19 protein-coding genes and 1 pseudogene are annotated in these 21,073 nt (G+C 60.0%); 7 read left to right on the top strand and 13 right to left on the bottom strand.

Annotated elements, in window-relative coordinates:
• Window positions 1-2 precede the first annotated feature (2 nt).
• The 6 genes and pseudogenes from AO388_RS25300 to AO388_RS30480 all read right to left on the bottom strand — a co-directional run.
• Window positions 3-989 carry an ABC transporter permease gene (locus AO388_RS25300; RefSeq protein WP_003435500.1) on the bottom strand — a complete coding sequence of 329 codons (987 nt, stop codon included), beginning with the start codon at window positions 987-989 and terminating at the stop codon, window positions 3-5.
• Window positions 986-1,990 (bottom strand): ABC transporter permease, encoded by a 1,005-nt coding sequence (locus tag AO388_RS25295; protein WP_044307984.1) that lies wholly within the window; start codon window positions 1,988-1,990, stop codon window positions 986-988. Before AO388_RS25295 ends, AO388_RS25300 begins: the two co-directional genes overlap by 4 nt.
• Window positions 1,977-3,548, bottom strand: coding sequence for a sugar ABC transporter ATP-binding protein (locus AO388_RS25290; RefSeq protein ID WP_058417380.1), 1,572 nt, complete (start codon window positions 3,546-3,548; stop codon window positions 1,977-1,979). Before AO388_RS25290 ends, AO388_RS25295 begins: the two co-directional genes overlap by 14 nt.
• 15 nt (window positions 3,549-3,563) lie before the next feature.
• A complete protein-coding gene (locus AO388_RS25285; protein ID WP_054080983.1) occupies window positions 3,564-4,568 on the bottom strand; it encodes a sugar ABC transporter substrate-binding protein in 1,005 nt (334 codons plus the stop codon).
• Between the two features lie 243 nt (window positions 4,569-4,811).
• Complete coding sequence (locus AO388_RS25280) at window positions 4,812-5,957, bottom strand: methyl-accepting chemotaxis protein (RefSeq protein WP_442963828.1); 1,146 nt, start codon at window positions 5,955-5,957, stop codon at window positions 4,812-4,814.
• Window positions 5,940-6,365 (bottom strand): annotated as a pseudogene (locus tag AO388_RS30480) (MCP four helix bundle domain-containing protein); the annotation flags it as partial. The gene AO388_RS25280 and the pseudogene AO388_RS30480, both read right to left, overlap by 18 nt.
• A gap of 259 nt (window positions 6,366-6,624) precedes the next feature.
• Between AO388_RS30480 and AO388_RS25275 the strand changes: the two are divergent.
• Entirely contained in the window at window positions 6,625-7,053 is a 429-nt protein-coding gene (locus AO388_RS25275; protein WP_003364296.1) for a VirK family protein, read from the top strand.
• A 98-nt stretch (window positions 7,054-7,151) separates the two neighbouring features.
• Here the strand turns inward: AO388_RS25275 and AO388_RS25270 are convergent, their stop codons facing one another.
• Window positions 7,152-7,622, bottom strand: coding sequence for a DUF3237 family protein (locus AO388_RS25270; RefSeq protein ID WP_058417378.1), 471 nt, complete (start codon window positions 7,620-7,622; stop codon window positions 7,152-7,154).
• Window positions 7,623-7,800: 178 nt separating this feature from the next.
• Window positions 7,801-8,988, bottom strand: a complete 1,188-nt coding sequence (locus AO388_RS25265; RefSeq protein WP_003364299.1) for a XylR family transcriptional regulator — start codon at window positions 8,986-8,988, stop codon at window positions 7,801-7,803.
• A 169-nt stretch (window positions 8,989-9,157) separates the two neighbouring features.
• On the opposite strand from AO388_RS25265, the gene xylA reads away from it, so the two are divergent.
• The 6 genes from xylA to AO388_RS25235 all read left to right on the top strand — a co-directional run bounded on the left by xylA (window position 9,158) and on the right by AO388_RS25235 (window position 16,227).
• Window positions 9,158-10,474, top strand: coding sequence for a xylose isomerase (gene xylA, locus AO388_RS25260; protein WP_058417377.1), 1,317 nt, complete (start codon window positions 9,158-9,160; stop codon window positions 10,472-10,474).
• Between the two features lie 133 nt (window positions 10,475-10,607).
• A complete protein-coding gene (xylF, locus tag AO388_RS25255) occupies window positions 10,608-11,612 on the top strand; it encodes a D-xylose ABC transporter substrate-binding protein (RefSeq protein ID WP_003364306.1) in 1,005 nt (334 codons plus the stop codon).
• 102 nt (window positions 11,613-11,714) lie between these two features.
• Complete coding sequence (xylG, locus tag AO388_RS25250) at window positions 11,715-13,271, top strand: D-xylose ABC transporter ATP-binding protein (protein ID WP_003435506.1); 1,557 nt, start codon at window positions 11,715-11,717, stop codon at window positions 13,269-13,271.
• Window positions 13,272-14,408 carry a sugar ABC transporter permease gene (locus AO388_RS25245; protein ID WP_046719331.1) on the top strand — a complete coding sequence of 379 codons (1,137 nt, stop codon included), beginning with the start codon at window positions 13,272-13,274 and terminating at the stop codon, window positions 14,406-14,408.
• A gap of 143 nt (window positions 14,409-14,551) precedes the next feature.
• A complete protein-coding gene (locus AO388_RS25240; RefSeq protein ID WP_226439690.1) occupies window positions 14,552-14,944 on the top strand; it encodes a CesT family type III secretion system chaperone in 393 nt (130 codons plus the stop codon).
• Between the two features lie 11 nt (window positions 14,945-14,955).
• Window positions 14,956-16,227: a type III effector gene (locus AO388_RS25235; protein WP_226439691.1), complete on the top strand. Its 1,272-nt coding sequence runs from the start codon at window positions 14,956-14,958 to the stop codon at window positions 16,225-16,227.
• Between the two features lie 45 nt (window positions 16,228-16,272).
• Here the strand turns inward: AO388_RS25235 and AO388_RS25230 are convergent, their stop codons facing one another.
• From AO388_RS25230 to AO388_RS25210, 5 genes are read right to left on the bottom strand one after another with little or no spacing between them, the layout of a single operon-like run.
• A complete protein-coding gene (locus AO388_RS25230) occupies window positions 16,273-16,707 on the bottom strand; it encodes a RidA family protein (RefSeq protein WP_004665218.1) in 435 nt (144 codons plus the stop codon).
• A 40-nt stretch (window positions 16,708-16,747) separates the two neighbouring features.
• The gene (locus AO388_RS25225; protein ID WP_058417376.1) at window positions 16,748-18,331 is read right to left on the bottom strand and encodes a flavin monoamine oxidase family protein; all 1,584 of its coding nucleotides are present in this window, start codon (window positions 18,329-18,331) and stop codon (window positions 16,748-16,750) included.
• A 22-nt stretch (window positions 18,332-18,353) separates the two neighbouring features.
• Complete coding sequence (locus AO388_RS25220; protein WP_058396059.1) at window positions 18,354-19,283, bottom strand: ABC transporter substrate-binding protein; 930 nt, start codon at window positions 19,281-19,283, stop codon at window positions 18,354-18,356.
• Between the two features lie 28 nt (window positions 19,284-19,311).
• Complete coding sequence (locus AO388_RS25215) at window positions 19,312-20,097, bottom strand: amino acid ABC transporter ATP-binding protein (RefSeq protein WP_004665212.1); 786 nt, start codon at window positions 20,095-20,097, stop codon at window positions 19,312-19,314.
• A complete protein-coding gene (locus tag AO388_RS25210) occupies window positions 20,090-21,064 on the bottom strand; it encodes an amino acid ABC transporter permease (protein ID WP_058396060.1) in 975 nt (324 codons plus the stop codon). The genes AO388_RS25215 and AO388_RS25210 overlap by 8 nt, the downstream gene beginning before the upstream one ends.
• Between the last annotated feature and the right edge of the window lie 9 nt (window positions 21,065-21,073).

The following is a 21,073-nucleotide window of genomic DNA, read 5'->3' as shown; positions in this document are numbered from 1 at the left end:
AATTACGCCGCGTTACGCAGCAGGTGGCGACTGGTAAAACTGAACGCCAGCACCAGAAAGATCAGCGCCCCGGTCGCAACCTGCTGCCAATAGAAGTTCCAGCCGATCAGCAACAGGCCATTGGCGATCACGTTGATGAACAGCACGCCCAAAAGTGTGCCCGGAATATTCGGACGCCCTTGACGGCTGAGCGTCGTACCGATGAACACGGCGCCGATGGCATTGATCAGGTAAGCGTTGCCTGACATCGGCACGTAGGCGTTGACCGTCGAGCTGAGCAGGATACCCGCCAGTGCGCAGGCCAGCGCACTGGCGAAAAACACCTGCACGGCAATGCGTCGCGTGGGCAGGCCCGAGTAATACGCCAGTTGCGGCTGCGTGCCCAGCGCAAGGATTTCCCGCCCCAGACGCCCCCGCGCCAGGACCAGCCCGTAAAGTCCTGCCAGCAACCCGACCACCAGCAGCGGCAATGGCACGCCGAGGATCAGCACAGCGCTGATCCCCGGTAACACGCCCTGAGCGATATAGATCGGCTGGCCACCGTCGGATAACAACTGCTGCACGCTGGTGCCGATAAACAGCGTACCCAGCGTCGCCAGAAACGGCGAAATACGCAGCCCGGCGATCAGCATCGCGTTGAACGCCCCGGCCATGCCACCTGCCAGCATAGCGACCGCAATGGCCGCGCCCAGACCATGACCGCCATTCAGCGTGACCACAAAACCGAGGCTGGCAAAGTCCAGCGCCGTTCCCACCGACAGATCGATACCGCCAGCCGCAACAGCCCAGGTCATGCCGATTGCCACGATGGCCAGCAACACGAAGTTGTTCAGTACCAGACTCGACAGGTTGCCCCAACTCAGAAAGCCCGGCGCATTGATCGCGAAAAACAGCAGGATGATCAGCACCAACAGCGGCAGGACCGCTGGCAACAGGCGCGGCAGAACCTTGATCAGCGTCGAAGAGTTCGTCAGGGTCAGCGTATTCATTGTTCACCCTCCCGGCGGCCGAATGCTCCGGAAAATGCCACCACCAACAGAATCAACACGCCTTGCACGCCGTTGACCCAGAAGCTGGAAATGTTCAGCAATTGAAAGCCGTTGATCAAAAAGCCCAGCAGCAGCGTCGCCAACAGCGTGCCGGGAATGTTGGCGGTCAGACGCCGCGAGAACACCACACCGAGAAAGGCAATGGCCACCACTGACAGCAACATGTCACCGGAACCGGTCGTGCTGCCACTGAAAAAAGCTGCGGAGCAGAATGCAGCCAGCGCGGCGCAGCCTCCGGCAATCAGGTAACTGGCAAATACATAGCGCCGCAGATTCAACCCGGCAGCCTCGGCTGCTTGCGGGTATTCACCGATGGCGTACAGACGCAAGCCGAACGCGCTGTGCTGAATCACCAGCCACAACACCGCCGCGACGCCCAGCAGCACCCAGGCCAGCGCTGGAACACCCAGCCAGACGCCGGACGCCAGGCTGTCCAGCAATGCCGAGTCGGTCGCGAGCACAGTGTTCTGGGTCAGCACCAGTTCCAGGCCGGCAATCAGGTTCATGCTCGCCAGCGTTGCCAGTAACGGCGGCAAGCGTAAAAACACCACCGCCAGACCGTTGAACGCGCCGACCAGCAGGCCGCAGCCGAGCGTCAGGCCAATCGCTTGCCAGGCATCGAGCCCGGCATTGTTCAGGCTGCTGTAGACGGCCGCACACAGACCGAGATTGGCCGCCAGCGACAGGTCCAGGCCGCCGCTGACCACATTGGAACCACCACCGATAACCACGCAGGTCAGGCCCAGCGCGAGTATGCCGAGCGTTGCTGACTGGGCGAACACGTTGCTGATGTTGCCGAGGCTGAGGAAGTCAGGCGCACTGACGGCAAAGCCGAGCAGAATCGCCAGAAACACCAGCAACGACCCGCGCTGCGCCAGTTGCACGAGCCAGCGTTGCGCTGGATCGCCAGCCTGTGCGATTGATAGATCAAGCGCGGACATAATGGGCCTCCGGAGGGCATGATTGGCTGTCATGGTCGCTTTCACTGGCGCCCGTGGCGCAGGCCAGCAATTGGTCGCTGTCGGTGCTCAATGAGTCGAATTCGCCTGCAATGCGTCCTCTGTGCAGGACTACAATGCGCTGAGTGATGCCAATCAGCTCCGGCAAGTCCGACGACAGCACCAGCACCGCTGCACCGCCCTCCGCAAGCCGGGCAATCAACCGGTAGATCTCCACCTTGGCGCCGATGTCGACACCCACGCTGGGCTCGTCCAGCAGGTATAACGTCGAATGGCGGCTCAGCCATTTGCCCAGCGCAACCTTTTGCTGGTTGCCACCGCTGAGCGCGTGCACCGGCGCATCATGGCCTGAGGTCTTGATTGCCAGTTCATCGATCAGGTGTTGGCTTTCCCCGGCTTGCGCCGCAGCGTCGAGCAATCCCCAGCGGCTGAAGCGCCCCATGCTGGCCAGCGTGATGTTCTCCAGCACCGAAAGCGCCGGTGCCACGCCATGCGTGCGGCGCTCCTCGGGGACCAGCGCGATGCCATGGCGTACCGCGTCACGTGGTGATTTCAGCTGCAACGGCTGACCGTTCAACAACAGTTCGCCGCGATCCGGCTTGAGCAGCCCGAACAGGCTTTTGAGCAGCTCCTTGGCACCCGAGCCGACCAGCCCGGTCAGGCCCAGCACTTCGCCACGCCGCACGCTCAGGTCAACGCCGTCGTAGAAGCGCCCTGCCCCCAGCCCGCGCAGTTGAAGCACGGGCGTGCCGGGTAATGTCCGGGCACGAGAATATTGTTCGCCGACCTCCCGATTGACCATCAGCCGGGCGATCTGCGCGGTGCTGGTGAGTGCCGGATCGACCACCGCCACATCGCGTCCGTTACGCAGCACGGTGACCTGATCACACAGCGATTCGATCTCCTGCAAATAGTGGGAAATGTAGACAATGGTCAGCCCTTCATCGCGCAGGCGGCGGACAATGCCCAGCAAGCGGTCCACCTCCTGCTTCACCAGTGACACACTCGGCTCATCGAACACCAGCACCTTCGGCCTGGCCAGCAACGCACGAGTGATCTGCAGTATCTGCCGCTGAGCGCTGTCCAGGTCACGTACCAAAGCCCCCTCAGGCAGGCGTATGGCAAAGTAATCGTCCAGAAGCCTTGCCGCTTCGCGCTCCTGGGCGCGGCGATCAACGAAGGGGCCACGCTTGATTTCCTGCCCGAAAAACAGTGCCTCGCCGACGCTGAAGCTGCCCGGCAGCAGTCGCTCCTGATGAATGAAATGCACGCCTGCGGCTTCGACCTGACGCGGCGTGAAACTGTCGAACGGCTGGCCGTGAATACTCAAACTGCCGGCATCGGCACGATGAATACCAGCGAGGATCTTGATCAGGGTCGACTTGCCCGCCCCGTTTTCTCCCACAAGCCCGTGAATCGTTCCGGCCTCGACCTTAAGGTTTACGCCGTCCAGCGCCTGGGTGGCGCCAAAGCACTTGCTGATACCCGCCAAGTGCAAGGCCGGTGGCGCCACTTCAACGTCTGCAATCGCTGATCCCATGATCGATCTCCCGCGTCAGTTATCGCCTCTGAGCTTTTGCACGTCAGGCAGGTTGGCGGCCGTCGTCAGCAGGGTTGGCACCTGGGTCTCCTTCGGCAGATCGTGCTGTCCGGCCAGGTAGCGGGCGACGTTCTGCACCGCAGTCTTGCCGATCAGTGCAGGCTGCTGGGCAACTACGGCGCCCACCGGCGAATCGTCACGGCGCATCAGCTCGAGCACTTCCGGTGTGCCGTCGACGCCGTAGGTCTTGATTTCGGTTCTGCCGGCATCGATCAGTGCCTTGCTGGCGCCCAGTTGCGGGATGTCCCAAGCGGCCCAGATCGCCGAGACAGTGCCTTTGGGGTACTTGTTGAGCAACGCCGAGACTTGCGAGTAGGCGTCCTGAACCGTGTTGGGAATGACATCGCGCAACTCGGGCTCGATGATTTTCAGCTGCGGATGATCCTTGAGTACCAACTTGAGCTGGTCATAACGAATGGCGCAGACCGGCACGCCATAAAAGCCATTGAACACCAGCACATTACCCTGGCCACCTGCGTCCTTGATCAGTTGCCCGGCCAGTGCCTTGCCCGTGGCCACGTTGTCGGACGTGGTGTTGTTGAGGCTGTATTGCGATGGCGCATCAATGGTGAACAGCGGAATCCCCGCCTTGCTGATGCGCTTGAGCCAAGGGTCGATAACACTGAGGGTGCCGAGAGTCTGGATCACTGCATCCGGCTTTTGCGTGACCACGGTCTGCAATTGATTGACCAGGTTCTTGTCGTTGCGACCGGCATCGAGCGTGATGGGCGTGCCGCCCAGGCGCTTGACCTCAGCCACCTGCGCCTGGAAGGCCTTGATATCGAAGTAGTGACTGGTGCCGGTCATGCTGATCGCAATGCGTTTGCCCGCCAGCGAAGGCACGTCGCTGTCCTCGGCATACGCAGTTGCGACGAGACTGGTGGCCAACAGGGTCATCAACAGTGTGCGCCCTATTGCATGCAGGCGGTTTGTCTTGAAGGTCGGGACGGCATCAGGCATTCGGGTGGCTCCGCTGGCTCAGGAAAACAATCCTGATCGGCAGTGCACAGGTCATGCCCAAAGCCGTGCGCTGCGACTGGCTATGGCGCGAGGCCCGGCGGCAGGCGCTTTCGCGCCATTGCGCTGGATGGTGTGGGTGCGCAGTAGCCGGTTTTACCGGCGCAAACGCCGAACACATTGTCGGTTCGCTGTTGCCCGTACAACAGCGAATCGATGCGGGAGCGTGCCTGCTACAGGAGCGTGTTATCTGAGCTTGAACTGCCCCAGCGTGATCGTCANCTGGCTGGCGCTGCCGGTCTGGCCGGTGCGCACCGCCGATTGTGCCGACAAGTCACGGATGCGCACCAGGTTGCGGTCCACTTCCCGCGCGACCAGCGCTTGTTCTTCAGAGGCGCTGGCGATTACTGTGTTGCGCTCATCGATGACCATGACCGAACTGGCGATGCTGGCCAGCACAGCATTGGCCGACTCGGCCTGTTGTTTGGTGCGCTGCGCCTGATCGGTACTGACTTCAAGCGCAACCAGAGTACTTTTGGTGCCCTGCTGGATGTGCCCGACCATGGTTTCGATCTCGCGAGTCGATTCGCTGGTGCGGTGTGCCAGAGCGCGTACCTCGTCGGCGACCACGGCAAACCCCCGTCCGGCATCTCCCGCGCGTGCCGCTTCGATGGCAGCGTTAAGGGCCAACAGGTTGGTTTGCTCGGACACCGCGCGAATGACATCCAGCACCTTGGTGATATCCAGCGTGCGGGTTGCCAGCGCCTGCGCCTCGACCGACGCGGTGCCGACATTGCGGGTCAGCTCAAGGATCGACTGGACGGTTTGATTGAGCTCTTCCTGACCTTCGCGGGCCGACACCGAAGAGGCTTTGGATTCTTCCGAGGTGGCCACCGCATTACGCGCAACTTCATCGACCGCCTGGCTCATCTCGGTGACCGCGGTGGCCGCCATTTCGATTTCGCTGTTCTGCACCACCAGATCGGCGTTGCTGTTGACCATCAGGGCGCTCATTTCTTCCGTGGCCGACGCCAGCTGGTGAGCGGCATCGCCCACCTGAGTCAGGGTCTGGCTCAGATTGCCGCGCATGCGCTCCATCGATTGCAGCAACAGGGCCGCTTCATCAGTGCCCTCACGGTTGATTGCGCTGGGACGCAGGTCGCCCGCAGCAATGGTTTCCGAGCTGTGCAGCGCCTGACTGATCGGCACTGCCAGACTTTTGGTCAGGCGCCAGGCGAGCAATACGGTCAGCAACACCGTCAGAAACATAACCCCCTGAGTGACGATCAGGGCGTTTTCATACACCGACGTCGCTGCAGCGCTGGATTCGGCTTCGGAGTCATCATTGATTTTTTCCAGCTTGCCAAGGGCGGCTTCGATACTTTCCGCCATGGCCTTCATCTCGCCCCAGACGAGCGCCCTCCCGGCCTCTGCCTGATTCTCGTTGATCAGCGTATAGACCTTCTCGGCACGCTCGATGTAGCCCTGATAAGTGCTCTTCAGCCCCTCGAAAAGCGCGCGCTCATTATCATCGGTGATCAGCGGGTCGTAGGCCTCTACGGCCTTTTGGAAACCGGCCTTCCTTTCAAGAAACTCGTTGTGAGCCTGAGCCACCTGCGCAAGATCATGCGTGGAAAGCATTTTGGCCACGGTGGTGCGGGTTTTCTCGACCGCCAGGGCAATATCGTCACCCAGCGCAATCCCTGGAAGCGCGTCGTTTTCGATTTCAAGCGATTGCTCACGAATACCGTGCAATTGCTGAATGCTGAAAATACCAAGCCCGAACACCAGCACCACCATCACAGCAAAGCAGGCGGAGGTCCGCGCAGCTATTTTCAGCTGTCTCAGCATCTTCAATCCCCTTCCCGTGACCGGTAAATAAATGAGTATCGTCATTCCTATCGGCAGAACAGGAAAAAGGATGAAGATGCTCCGAACAGAGAGGTGCCACTGTTATCAAGGCCCACCCGAATCGAAGCTTATGGTAGGTTTCGCGACGCTCGATAATCTCGAGATGGACGGGTCTTTTCACCCTTCAGACTGACTTCCTGGAGCTGCCATGAAACCTTGCTACGCCGCCGCACTGTTTGCTCTTTCACTGCCAGGCCTCGCTCACGCAGGCGATGCGCTACCCACCTACTCCGCCATCACCCAGGCGTTGAACACTGGAGAATCGGTCGCCGTGGTGATCGACCTGGGACAATGCAAATCCTCGATCGCAGGCGCCGAGCCGTCCAAAACCAAAGGCGGCAAACGCATCGATGCCTATCGCATCACACCCGACGGCACCCTGGCGTTTTCGGACACTCACTTCAGCCTCGATCGCGATAACAAGCCCATCGAGCAATTCATTCGCTATCAGATACGCTCGAACGGCACAGCCACATTCAGCATGACGACACTGAATGTTCCTGGTTATCAGCAGGTGGGCACTCCGGTGAGTTATGAGTGTGCGGTCGGCAAGGGACTAAGCTTTTTTGCCGGATGAGCTGGCTCAACGCATGACTGCATAAACAGGAAGAGGTCGGCGTGAGGGAGAGACCAGCCCCACGCCGTCAGAATTAAAGCTCGCTGCGCGTCTTCACGTCAGCTGTTTTTTTCAATGTCTGCTTGCCGGTCGTTGACCTGAAAAATGCTGACACGCAGGCTGTCATCCCCCGGCTTGATGCTCACCCTGCCGACGTACAGATTCCGCTGCAAGTGATCATGCGCACCGGCAGGCACGCTGAACTGCTTGCTGCACGTAAAACTCGATTCGGTCAAAGGCGCCCGGTCCGTTTCATGCCCTGCCAGGAGCCCCTCGCCTACTACCTCTATATTCACTCCTTGATCAATGAACAAGGTGTAGTACAGGCTGACACGCGCAAGGTCGTCGTCCTGGGGCACCAGATAAAGGCTGCCTCCAGGAAGTACCTGCCCCTGCAATCGCTCGCCACGAAACTCTCCACCCTGTATTTCACAGCTGCTGCGCTGCATCTTCGAAGGGTCGCAAAGCAATTGCGGCTTATCGATACGCAGGTGAATGGTCAATATTTCATGCAACTGCATCGTCTCTATCCCCTACGTCCCATCGTGCATGTGAAGACTGATGATTCGTTCATAACTGTACCAAGGTGTATGTTTTAGCCCGGACGCCTGGAAACTGGCAACTTAAGCGAACCGATTGGTACTGTTATGAGAGGTATAGGAAGGAATGCATTCAAAGCTTGTCGCTCACCGCCCAGGCCTTCAGCGTTCATGACGCCGCAGCACCTCCACCCTGCTGGTACTCTCGCGGCGTGCAACCGAACTCGCGACGAAACACAGTGTGCAGGTATTGCGCAGACCGAAAACCGCAATCGCGGGCGATCTCGGCAATGGCCAGCCCGGTGTTTTCCAGTCCGTTTGCAGCGGCAGCCAGTTTGAAACGCAGAATCTCGTCATGCACGCTGCAGCCCCTTACCCGGCGAAAGTGTGACTCCAGTGACGAACGCGAAACGCCCACATAGGCGGCTACCTGTGCAGTCTTGATGCCTTGGCACGCGTACTGCCGGATAAACAGCAGCGCTTGCATGACATAGGGGTCACCCAAAGGCTGATGCAGACTCGACGCCTGCACGTTGACAGTATCCGGCGGTATCAGAATGTGTGTGCCCGAGGACGGCATGCCGTGCAACATCTGGTGCAGCAGACGTGCAGCGGTGCGACCCATGGTGTCGGTGCCTTGAACGACCGAGCTCAGAGGCACGCGAGTGAGGGTTCTGGTCAAAGGATCATTGTCGATGCCGATCAGTGCCACCTGTTCGGGAACGGCGATTCCGGCGGTCAGGCAGGCCTGCAATAGCTGACGAGCGCGCGCATCGGTCACGGCGATGATGCCGATCGGCTTGGGCAGGCTTTGCAGCCAGGCGATCTGCTGTTCTACGGCGCTGTCCCAGAGCGGCGCGCTGGTGCCCAGACCACGATAGACCTCGGCGTGCAGGCCGTCGCGTTGCAGCAAGCGGCGAAAGGCCTGCTCGCGCTCCTGGGCCCAACGATTGGCTTGCGCTTCAGGCAGGCTGAAGCAGGCAAAGCGTGTCAGCCCGGCCTCGATCAGGTGCTCATAGGCCGCCTTGATCAAGGCGTGATTGTCAGTCGCCACATAAGGAATGCCCTTCGGGTAGGCGCGTTCGTCCTGATAGGACCCACCGACTGCCACCACCGGCAGTTTGATCCCGGCCAGTGCCTCGCCGATCAGCGGGTCATCAAAATCGGCAATGATCCCGTCGCCCTGCCAGCGCTCGATGCCTTTCAGGCGACAGAGGAAATCCTCCTCCAGAAACAGGTCCCAGGACACCCGGGTGCTGCTGAGGTAGTTGCCGATGCCGCTGATGATACCGCGGTCATAAATCTTGCTGCCGTTGAATAACAGCGCAATACGGTGAACGGGAGGTACGGTTTTCATTGTTTTTATGCCGATTCGATAAGCACGACGCCGTTGGCCACAGACTAGGCCGCTGACCGGCGAATCTCAACACTCAAAATCGCACTGTGCGTTGGCGATTTTCATAATCAGCGCACGCTGGGCCGTTGCTAGTATCCAGACACCGCCAAGAACAATAAGGAAAACGCTCATGCCGTACTTCCCCGACGTCGACAGGGTTCGCTATGAAGGCCCTGACAGCGACTCGCCCCTCGCCTTTCGCCACTATGACGCCGACAGGCTGGTCCTCGGCAAACCCATGCGCGAGCATTTGCGCATGGCGGCCTGTTATTGGCACACCTTCGTATGGCCGGGTGCCGACATGTTCGGTGTCGGCACCTTCAAGCGCCCATGGCAAGGTTCCGGTGACCCGATGGAACTGGCCATCGGCAAGGCCGAAGCGGCGTTCGAGTTTTTCTCCAAGCTCGGCATTGATTACTACAGCTTCCACGACACCGATGTGGCACCGGAAGGCACCTCACTGAAGGAGTATCGCCACAACTTCGCGCACATGGTCGATCACCTGGAGCGCCATCAGGAACAGAGCGGCATAAAACTGCTGTGGGGCACGGCCAACTGCTTCAGCAACCCGCGTTTCGCCGCAGGCGCTGCCAGCAACCCGGACCCTGAAGTGTTTGCCTACGCCGCGACCCAGGTGTTCAGCGCGATGAATGCCACCCAGCGTCTCAAAGGGTCCAACTACGTATTGTGGGGCGGTCGTGAAGGCTACGAAACCCTGCTCAATACCGACCTCAAGCGTGAACGCGAGCAACTCGGTCGTTTCATGCGCATGGTCGTTGAACACAAGCACAAGATCGGTTTCAAGGGTGACTTGCTGATCGAGCCCAAGCCACAGGAGCCGACCAAGCATCAGTACGATTACGACAGCGCCACAGTGTTCGGCTTTCTGCAGCAGTACGGCCTGGAAAACGAGATCAAGGTCAATATCGAGGCCAACCACGCCACGCTGGCCGGGCACAGCTTCCACCACGAAATCGCCACGGCGGTCTCGCTGGGGATCTTCGGCAGCATCGACGCCAACCGTGGCGACCCACAGAACGGCTGGGACACGGACCAGTTCCCCAACAGCGTCGAAGAAATGACCCTCTCCACCTACGAGATCCTCAAGGCTGGCGGCTTCACCAATGGCGGTTTCAATTTCGACTCCAAGGTGCGTCGCCAGAGCCTCGACGATATCGATCTGTTCCACGGCCACGTCGCCGCGATGGATGTCCTTGCCCTGGCGCTGGAGCGTGCCGCCGCCATGGTGCAGAACGATAAACTCCAGCACTTCAAGGATCAGCGCTACGCCGGCTGGCAGCAGCCTTTCGGACAATCGGTACTGGCGGGCGAGTTCAGCCTTGCATCGCTCGCCGAACACGCCTTCGCCAACGAGTTGAACCCGCAGGCCGTCAGTGGCCGCCAGGAACTGCTCGAAGGTGTGGTCAATCGCTTTATCTACACCTGACCGGCGTAGCTGGACATCGCCGTGACATTCAGGCGACAAATCTTCATACGCGACGTCCGGCAACGCTCTACAGTTCTATCGGTATCACCCTCAGTCAAGAAGTGTCTCAAACAACAATAAAAGGACGCACCCTATGAACACCCTCAAACGTACGCTGCTCGCCAGCGCGCTGGCCTTGCTGTCCCTGCCGGTCATGGCCGACTCTGCGCACCCGAAAATAGGTTTTTCCATTGATGACCTGCGCCTGGAACGCTGGTCACGCGACCGTGATTACTTCGTTGCTGCGGCGGAAAAGCTGGACGCCAAGGTCTTCGTGCAATCGGCGGATGCCAATGAACAGAAACAGATCTCGCAGATAGAAAACCTCATCTCTCGCGGCGTCGATGTGATCGTCATCGTGCCGTTCAACGCCACCGTGCTCACCAACGCCGTTGCCGAAGCCAAAAAGGCCGGGATCAAGGTGGTGTCGTATGACCGGCTGATCCTCAATGCCGATATCGATGCGTACATCTCCTTCGATAACGAAAAGGTCGGCGAGATGCAGGCCAACGGCGTGCTGAAAGCAGCGCCCAAGGGCAATTACTTCCTGCTCGGCGGCGCGCCCACCGATAACAACGCCAAGATTCTGCGCGAAGGCCAGATGAAAGCGCTGCAACCGGCTATCGACAGAGGTGACATCAAGATCGTCGGCCAGCAGTGGGTAAAGGAGTGGAACCCTACCGAAGCCCTGAGCATTGTTGAAAATGCCCTGACCCGCAATAACAACAAGATTGACGGCATCGTCGCCTCCAACGACGCCACTGCCGGCGGCGCGATTCAGGCCCTCGCCGCACAGAAACTGGCCGGCAAAGTCCCTATCTCGGGCCAGGATGCGGACCTCGCGGCGGTCAAGCGGGTCATCGATGGCACGCAGACCATGACCGTCTACAAGCCGCTGAAACTGATTGCCACGGAAGCCGCCAAGCTCTCCGTGCAACTGGTGCGCAACGATGAGAAACCGAAGTTTGACTCGCAGTCGGACAATGGCATGAAGAAAGTCGACACCATGCTGCTGACCCCGACCTTGCTGACCAAGGACAACATCGACCTGCTGGAGAAAGACGGGTTCTACACCAAGGCGCAGATTGACGGGCAATGAGCCTCGATCGTTGATACGTCGCTGAAAGCCAGAGCACGACCCTGCAGTTAGGCAGGGTCGCCGCTCAGGCCAAGCCATCACACCTTCGTAGAGCCCTGCGCCATGTCTGACTACCTGTTGCAAATGAACGGCATCGTCAAATCCTTCGGCGGTGTAAAAGCGCTCAACGGCATTGATATAACAGTGAAGCCCGGCGAATGCGTCGGCCTGTGCGGCGAGAACGGCGCGGGCAAGTCGACATTGATGAAAGTCCTGTCGGCGGTCTATCCCCACGGCACCTGGGAGGGCGAGATCCTGTGGGACGGCCAACCGCTCAAGGCACAATCGATCAGCGAAACGGAAGCGGCCGGGATCGTCATCATCCATCAGGAGCTGACGCTGGTCCCGGACCTGTCGGTGGCCGAAAACATCTTCATGGGTCACGAGCTGACGCTTCCCGGCGGGCGCATGAATTATCCGGCCATGATCCACCGCGCCGAGTCGCTGATGCGTGAGCTCAAAGTGCCTGACATGAACGTGGCGCTGCCAGTTTCCCAGTATGGCGGCGGCTACCAGCAACTGGTGGAAATCGCCAAGGCGCTGAACAAGAAGGCGCGCCTGCTGATTCTCGACGAGCCTTCCTCGGCCCTGACCCGTTCCGAAATCGAGGTTCTGCTGGACATCATTCGTGACCTGAAGGCCAAGGGGGTCGCGTGCGTGTACATCTCGCACAAACTCGATGAAGTGGCCGCCGTATGCGACACCATTTCAGTCATCCGCGACGGCAAACATATCGCAACCACCGCAATGGCGGACATGGACATTCCGAAGATCATCACCCAGATGGTCGGACGCGAAATGAGCAACCTCTATCCCACCGAGCCGCATGATGTCGGCGAGGTGATTTTCGAAGCGCGGCATATCACCTGCCATGACGTCGATAACCCCAGGCGCAAGCGGGTTGACGACGTGTCGTTTAGCCTCAGGCGCGGGGAGATCCTCGGCATCGCCGGGCTGGTGGGCGCGGGCCGCACCGAACTGGTATCCGCCCTGTTTGGCGCCTATCCGGGTCGATACAGCGGTGAAGTGTGGCTCGATGGCCAGATGATCGACACGCGCACGCCGCTCAAATCGATCCGCGCCGGCCTGTGCATGGTCCCCGAAGACCGCAAGCGCCAGGGCATCATTCCGGACCTGGGTGTCGGTCAGAACATCACCCTCGCGGTCCTCGACAGCTACTCGAACATGACCCGCATCGACGCTGAAGCCGAGCTGGGCAGTATCGACCGGGAAATCTCGCGCATGCACCTCAAGACGGCCAGCCCGTTTTTGCCGATCACCAGCCTGTCAGGCGGCAATCAGCAGAAAGCCGTGCTGGCGAAGATGCTGCTGACCCGCCCGCGCGTTCTGATTCTCGACGAGCCCACCCGCGGCGTCGATGTCGGTGCCAAGTACGAGATTTACAAGCTGATGGGTGCGCTGGCAGCCGAGGGTGTATCGATCATCATGGTGTCTTCGGAACTGGCCGAAGTGCTGGGCGTGTCCGACCGTGTACTGGTGATTGGCGAAGGCCAGTTACGCGGCGACTTCATCAACCATGAACTGACTCAGGAGCAGGTGCTCGCCGCTGCACTCAGCCACTCCGATGCCCCTCACAATAATGCCCGGAAGACTGCGTAGATGAACCAGGTCAAACAGTTCTTTACCCGCTACAAAATGCTCGCGCTGGTGATTGCCATTGCCGTTATCTGGCTGTTCTTCAGCTGGCAGACCGAGGGCGGCTTCCTCACCCCGCGCAACTTGTCCAACCTGCTGCGACAGATGTCCATTACCGGGATTCTGGCCTGCGGCATGGTGCTGGTGATCATCAGCGGTGAGATTGACCTGTCGGTGGGCTCATTGCTTGGCCTGCTCGGTGGCCTGGCGGCGATTCTGGATGTGGTTTACCACGTTCCGCTGCTGGCGAACCTGAGCGTGGTGGCCTTGTGCGGCCTGATGATCGGCCTCGCCAATGGCTACATGACTGCCTACCTGCGGATCCCCTCGTTCATTGTCGGGCTGGGTGGCATGCTTGCGTTTCGTGGCGTCCTGCTGGGGATCACCGGCGGCACGACCATCGCCCCGGTGTCGCCGTCGCTGGTCTATATCGGCCAGGGCTATCTGCCGCACGCGGTCGGCACCGGGCTCGGCATTCTGTTGCTCGCATTGACGCTGTTCCTGACCTGGAAACAGCGGCGCAACAGAGCGCTGCATGGGCTGGCGGCACATTCGCTGATTCGTGATGTGTTACGTGTATTGCTGATCGGCGCCGTGCTGGGCGGCTTTGTCTATGTGCTCAACAGCTACGACGGAATCCCCGTTCCGGTATTGCTGTTGCTGGTCCTGCTCGGTGTGTTCAGTTATGTCACCAGCCAGACGGTTTTCGGACGGCGCGTCTATGCGGTGGGCAGCAACATGGAAGCCACGCGGTTATCCGGCATCAACGTACAGGCCGTAAAACTGTGGATCTTCGGCATCATGGGCGTCATGTGTGCCTTCGCCGGGCTGGTCAATACCGCACGCCTGGCTGCAGGCTCGCCCTCGGCCGGCAACATGGGCGAACTGGACGCCATTGCCGCCTGTTTTATCGGCGGCACGTCCATGCGCGGCGGCTCGGGCACTGTCTACGGTGCCCTGCTTGGCGCGCTGGTCATCACCAGTCTCGATAACGGCATGTCCATGCTCGACGTCGACAGTTACTGGCAGATGATCGTCAAGGGCGGCATCCTCGTGCTGGCGGTGTGGGTGGACGTGAGCACACGGGCCGGACGGCGGTGATTCGCAGAAGTCAGAGGTTGTGCTGACCACTTTATTCTGGAGTTGCCGGTCTCGACAGGTCCCACAGGTTAATCGAGATACCGGGAACCACAGCGTGCGTTCCGGCCACTCACCGTCGATATGGTTTTCTACGGATACTGGCAATGAACTCATCCTCCACTCTGCAAAAGCTGCTTGATAGGCGTGGTCAGGCGGCCAACGGAAATTCTGCGACACAGGCCGTACAGTGGCAGGAAGGAATGAACCTCACGCTGCATGTGAACGGCGATAGCCTCACGATGTTGGCCGAGATCATCGATCTGCGTGCCGACCCTCAGGACGACATCCTCTTGCGCAAGCTGCTTGCCCATGCTTTTCCGGGCCTGCGGCTACGACGCGGCGCGTTGACCATCAACCCGGACGAGAACACGTTGGTGTATTCCTACGAGCATGACTTTCTCGCACTGGACAAGACCCGATTCGAAAATCTGCTGGCTAACTTTGCCGAAACAACGCAGGAGTTGCGTAACACCGCGCAGCGCCTGCGTTACCGCTGAGGACAGAGCCCATGTTGAACAAGCCGACGTTGAACGGGATTGCCCCTACCGCACAAGCCGCTGCTTCCCATGCCGTCGAGGGCCCCACAAGCCCCACGCCAATGCGACTGGATGCAGCGCAAGGTCAGCGACCACTGCCACCGATGGACGCGCCATCGTCGTTACGCCTACGAGCGTCCGGCACATCGTCAGGTGGAGAACCGCAGGCGGCTCAGGAAAACTCAGGCAGCGCGGCTGCAGACAACAACGGAGCTGCACGCGCTCGGCGAGAGCCGGGGATTGATCCAGTCAGGCTTTTTGTGAAACTGATGGTAGGAACCCTTGCGCTCTCGACAGGATGTCGATTGACAAGGCATCCGGATGATTTTGCAAAAGATCCTGGAGGCAGTATATGGGCGGCCATGAGTTTAAAGCATCGCTCTTCTCAGAACGATCTGGATCAGGGAAACAGAACGGTTCTGGAGCGTTACGGCGCCTACATTCCCAAAGACAGTAACTGTTTCAAAGCAAAGGCAGACGTCACTCACGACATTCCCCCTGGCGTCGCAGGTCAGTGGAACGTTAAAACCCGTCAGGTGAAGCTGAACCCCAACATTGCACTTGAAAGTCACCCGGCCGAGATCGCAGGGCACGAGTTCATACACTGTTACACCCACCCGGAGTTCAGGGGTCGTCACATTGATCATCGGCACTGGAAAGCCTTGAACGAAGGCCTGACCACTCATCTGACGGAAAAACTACCCACGCCGAAACGCCTCTTGCCTATCCCTCTGGCCAAAGACCCCTATCACGGTTTCAAACTGGCCACAGGAGACTCATGGCCCGCTGCGGCGAAACGTATTGAAGGTGCTGTCGGCGAAGATACGCTGCTGAAAGCGTTCTTCGGCGGCGACGATGACGCCATCAGTGAAGTCGCCAAAGCCGCTGCCCAGATCTATCCCCGGCTTGCGTCAAGCCGCACCGAGCAGGAGTTGTACAGAGCCGGAATGATGCGCGGCTCGCAGCAATTGGCTGAGTGTTATGCAGGTGCCTTGCTCGCCAGCGGCCAGCCTTTGCCCGAGAGCTGGTCACGCAATATGCTCCCGGTGTTCAGTTTCTCGGACATGCAACCCGAGCAGGCGAAAAAGGCGCAATTACAAGCAGAGCAGAGCCAGGAGCGAATGGGCATCATATTTGATGCGGCATTTTTCTCACCAGACCTGAAGACCCAACGACAGGCATTGGGCATGCTGCGCGAAGATCTACTGATGCACTGGGAAAACGTTGTGCCCGATAAAGGCTGACCCATCGAAGCCCTCGCTTTAAAGGCTACCGGGAAGGAAAGGTGCTCAAGCCTGCCTGGCCGCTACCGCTTCCACTTCGATCAGCGCACCGGGCAACGGCAGCGCCACTACCTGCAAAGCGGTGCGCGCAGGTTTCAAGGGTTGCTCGGGGGTGCCGAAAAACTGCGTGTAACCGGCCTGCAGGCCTGCAAAGTCAAGCTTTCCGCCGGTTTCCTCGGCCCCCACCAGAAACACCCGCAACTGCACGATATCGCCCAGATCAAGGTCCTGTTGCCGGAGGATATTGCGCAGTTTGTTGAACACCGAAACAGTCTGGACCTCAGTATTCCCGTATGCGGCAGGCGTACCCGCCGCGGCGTGTGGGTCAGCGAGGTCAGGCAGGGTGCCGCTGATGAACACCAGGCTGGCCGAGGCAGGCACGGTCACGGTTTGCGAGATTGGAAAATCGCCGACGCTGGTACGTTGAATGCTGTCGCTCATGGTGTCACTCCTCAATGGATGTTGATGCTGCAATAAAGGCTCAGGACGCCGTGAGGGCCGCCGTCTGTCGTTGCTGGATAACCCGCTCGGCCAGTTGCCCGACCACATGGCGCGCCGAATTGGCGGCTGATTCCTGCCAGATACCCACGCCGCTCTGCACCAGCCCGTCGCCAGCGAAGTAAACCCGGCCATGAGGTTCATCCAGCAAGGCGCTGGCGTCGGCCGGGAAATGTTCGCGTTGCAGCCACGGGCCTTCGCTGTAAGGAATCTGCTCCCAGGACACGGCCAAGGGGTTACGCAAGTGATACGAGTAACCGGGATGCAGCAGTTCGACCGCCTCTCTGGAGGCTGCGTATTGCGCCTCGAACGGTTTCGCGCCGAACACGTCGGCACCCTCCCCGGTCACGTAACCGGCGACGAGCAGGCCATCGCGGGTGTTCAAGTCATTGCTCGGGTACCACAGCAGGCGCGCCGGATGGTCGATCCAGGACAACCCGCCATAGGTGCGGTAATCGGTTTCCCAGAAGCGCGGGGATTGCCACGCCACCTTGGTCGCCTGATCGTTGCGGGTGCTCAGCAAAGCAGCCTTTACCGGATTACTGAAGTCGGTATCCAGCCTGGCCAGCAACGGCAACGGCAGGGTCGACACCAGATAATCGGCGCGTACTACCTGTTCACGGCCACTGTGTCTGTCGTGATAGGTGACCGCCACACCGTCTTCCAGTTGACGAATCTGGCGCACCTGCGCGCCCAGTTGCACCTGTTCGGTGAGGCGCTGGTAAAAGGCGTCGGTGATGCGGTCCATACCGCCGACCGGCTGAAACATGGTCGCCGAGAACTCGGGAAACTCAGTGTGCAGCAGCGCGCCCCACAGCTCGGGATGCAGCAGGCGCTCCAGCCCTACCGGCTGCGCACTGGTCGGCAATGCCCCCGGATGCGAGAGCGACTCCTGATGTCCGGAACGCAGGCTGCCCTCATAAGCCAGTTCCTGCGAGAGGTCGCCATACACCTGCAAAAACGCTAACAGGCGCTGACGCTCTTCGCCGCTCAACACATCGTCCAGAGCATCGCGCTGCACCGCCGTGGCCAGTAGACCCGAGAGGTGGCCGCGGGCGTCGTTGATAGCCTGGCCGACAGTGAACGCGGGCTGTTGCAGGTCCGGGCGGACCTGAGCGCCATGGCTGCTGTTGACCAGCACTTCAAGCGGCACCCCCAGCTCGCTGCAATAGTCGAGCAGCGTGCGGTGCTGGCTGGGAATCCGCGCTGGCCCGGCATTGAAATACAGCCCGGGATCAAAGCCCACGGTCTGCGTGCGACCGTCCTTGTAGTCCACCTGATCGCCGCTGCGCAACGTCCAGTTGCGGCCGCCCACTCGATCACGGGCCTCCAGCACTTGCACGGTAAACCCTGCCCGCGTCAATTCCAGCGCAGTCACCAGCCCGGCGATTCCGGCACCCAGCACCAGTACGCGAGTGCCCTGCCCCAGCCCGCTTCCGAGTTTCAGAGGTTTTGGCCGCCGGTGTGATGAAGGCCCCAGCCCCAGTACCGCAAGCGCGTCCTTGACGGCTTTTTCGCCACCTACCGCAGCAATGCTGGAAAGTGCTTCACGTCGTGTCAGTCCCATGTCATTTGCTCCCTTGAAGTCCTCAATCCGGTAAGCCGGGCGGGTTGATCAGCGACTTGTCGACGCGCTCCACATCCAGGCCCCAGCGCTGCAACACCTGCTCGTACTGCCCGCCGGCAATCGCGCCTTCAAGGGCGGTATGAATCGGTTTGACCAGACCGTTGTCCTTGCGCGTGGTGACTGCGATATCAGCCTGCAATGGCCAGCCGCCGTTAACCGTGCCGACCCGCTTGATGCCTCCGGTGATGGCGGCCGAGTAGGCATACACCGAATTGGGCCCGAACAGCGCATCACTGCGCCCCGACTGAATGGCAAGCTGCGCAGCCGCCTGATCATCGAAATACTGCAACAGCGCAGGCTTGATACCTGCCTTTTCGTTAGCCTCGTTCCACGCCAACAGGACCTTTTCCTGATTGGTGCCGGAGCCGACGATGATCTTCAGCCCCGCGATGTCCGACGCCTGTTTTATCTCGCTGATTTTGCTGTTGGTCTTGACATAGAAGCCCAGGACATCCTGGCGGTAGGTGGCGAAATCGAAGCGTTTCTTTCGCGCTTCGGTCACAGTGACGTTACTGATGACTGCGTCGTATTTGCCCGAACTGACGCCCAGCGGCCAGTCCTCCCAACTGGTCTGCACCACGTTCAATTGCAGGCCCAGGCTGTCCGCCACCAGTTGCGCGGTGTCGGCCTCGCTGCCGATGGTGGTCTTGTCATCATTGGCCAGCAGTGCCAGGGGCGGCCCCGCCACACCGGAGACGGCCACGGTGAACTTGCCTGGCTGGGCAAACTTGAAGCCCGTCGGGATCTGCGCAATGGCCGCTTCGTTACGCGGTACATGAATGCGTTGCCGGTCAGGACTGAGGTCGACCGGTTGCGCGGTGGAAGCAAAAGCACTTTGCGCCACGCTGACGGCTATCGTCAGCAGGGCTACGCGGGCGGTATTCACTAGCATCAGCAATCACTCCTTGAAAGCGGGAAATTCACAGCACCTTGCCGAGAAAGGCAGCGGTGCGAGGGTGTCGGGGATGGTGGAAAACCTGTTCCGGCGGCCCTTGCTCAATCAACTGGCCATCGCACAGAAACACCACGTGATCCGCCACTTCCCGGGCAAAACCGATCTCGTGGGTCACTACCACCAGCGTGACACCCAGTTGCGTGAGCCCTTTGATGACATCCAGCACCTCGCCGACCAGCTCGGGGTCGAGGGCTGAGGTAGGTTCATCAAACAGCAGCACCTTGGGGTCCAGCGCCAACGCACGGGCAATGGCGACGCGCTGTTGCTGGCCCCCGGAAAGCTGGCGTGGGTAAGCGTCCACCTTGTCTGCCAGGCCAACCCTGGCCAGCAATTCACCTGCTCTTGCCTGCGCCTCGGCCTTGCTCCAGCGTTTATGGGCCAATGGTGCTTCAGCAATGTTTTCCCAGGCGGTGAGGTGCGGGAACAGGTTGAAATTCTGAAACACGAAGCCGACTTCGATGCGCCGCTTGAGGATTTCACGCTCTTTGAGCTCATAGAGCAGATCACCCTTGCGCCGATAACCAACGTAGTCGCCGTCGATGGTGATGTAACCGCTGTCGATCTTTTCCAGGTGGTTGATGGTGCGCAACAGCGTGGACTTGCCCGAGCCGGACGGCCCGAGAATCACCGTGACCTTGCCCGGTTCAATGCTCAGGTCAATGTCCTTGAGCACCTGCTGGCTGCCAAAGCGTTTGCCCACGCCCTGGATCTGAATGCGCCCTGCGCGCACGGGTGCAGAGGCTTCACTCATAATGCTTCTCCTTCAACCAGCCGCGCACTCGCTGCAAGGGCGTGGGCGGCAAAACACGCGCCGTGCCACGAGCAAAGTGTCGCTCGACGTAGTACTGCGCGCTGGTCAACAGCGTGGTGATGATCAGGTACCAGACAGTGGCAACAATCAGCAGCGGAATCACCGCCTGGGTACGGTTGTAGATGACCTGCACGGTGTAAAACAGCTCTGGCAAGGCCAGCACATAAACAATGGAAGTGCCTTTGACCAGGCCGATGATTTCGTTGAAGCCCGAAGGCAGGATCGAGCGCAGTGCCTGGGGCAGAATGATGCGGAAAACCCGACGCGAAGCCGGCAAGCCAAGGGCTGCAGCGGCTTCATGCTGGCCAGCATCGACACCGATCAGCCCGCCACGAATGATTTCTGCGGTATACGCCGCCTGCATCAGGCTCAAGCCCAGGACCGCCACGGTGAATTGACTGAGCACGTCGACCGTCGACCATTCGGCGAAGACCAGATCGGTAAACGGCACACCCAGTACGATGTGGTCGTACAGGTAGGCGAAGTTGTAGAGAATGATCAACACCAGCAGCGCCGGCATCGAGCGGAAAAACCAGATGTAGCCCCAGGCCAGCGCCGCCAGCAGCGGTGAGCCCGACAGGCGTGCCAGCGCCAGCGCCGTGCCGAGAATGATGCTGAACACGGTGCTGAGCAGTGTCAGCAGCAACGTCTGGGCCAGGCCGCGCAGCACTGACGGCGAGAAGAACCATTGCCCGAACACGCCCCACTCCCAGCGCGGATTGGTCGCCAGCGAATGCACGATGGCGACCAGCACCAGTGCAGCGAATATTGACCCCACCCAGCGACCGGGATGCCGGGCGGGTACTACTTGCAACGCCTTGATCGGTGGTTGTGCTACCCGGCTCTGGCGCAGCGGGTAACGGCTGGTCTCGTCGATGAAGTCATAGGGTTTGGCGACAGTGGGCATGCTTGTTCC

Source organism: Pseudomonas sp. ICMP 10191 (genome assembly GCF_001467335.1).
Classification (GTDB): domain Bacteria; phylum Pseudomonadota; class Gammaproteobacteria; order Pseudomonadales; family Pseudomonadaceae; genus Aquipseudomonas; species Aquipseudomonas cerasi.
The sequence above is the reverse complement of the archived record's forward strand: the minus strand, read 5'-3'. Positions and strand labels throughout refer to the sequence as shown.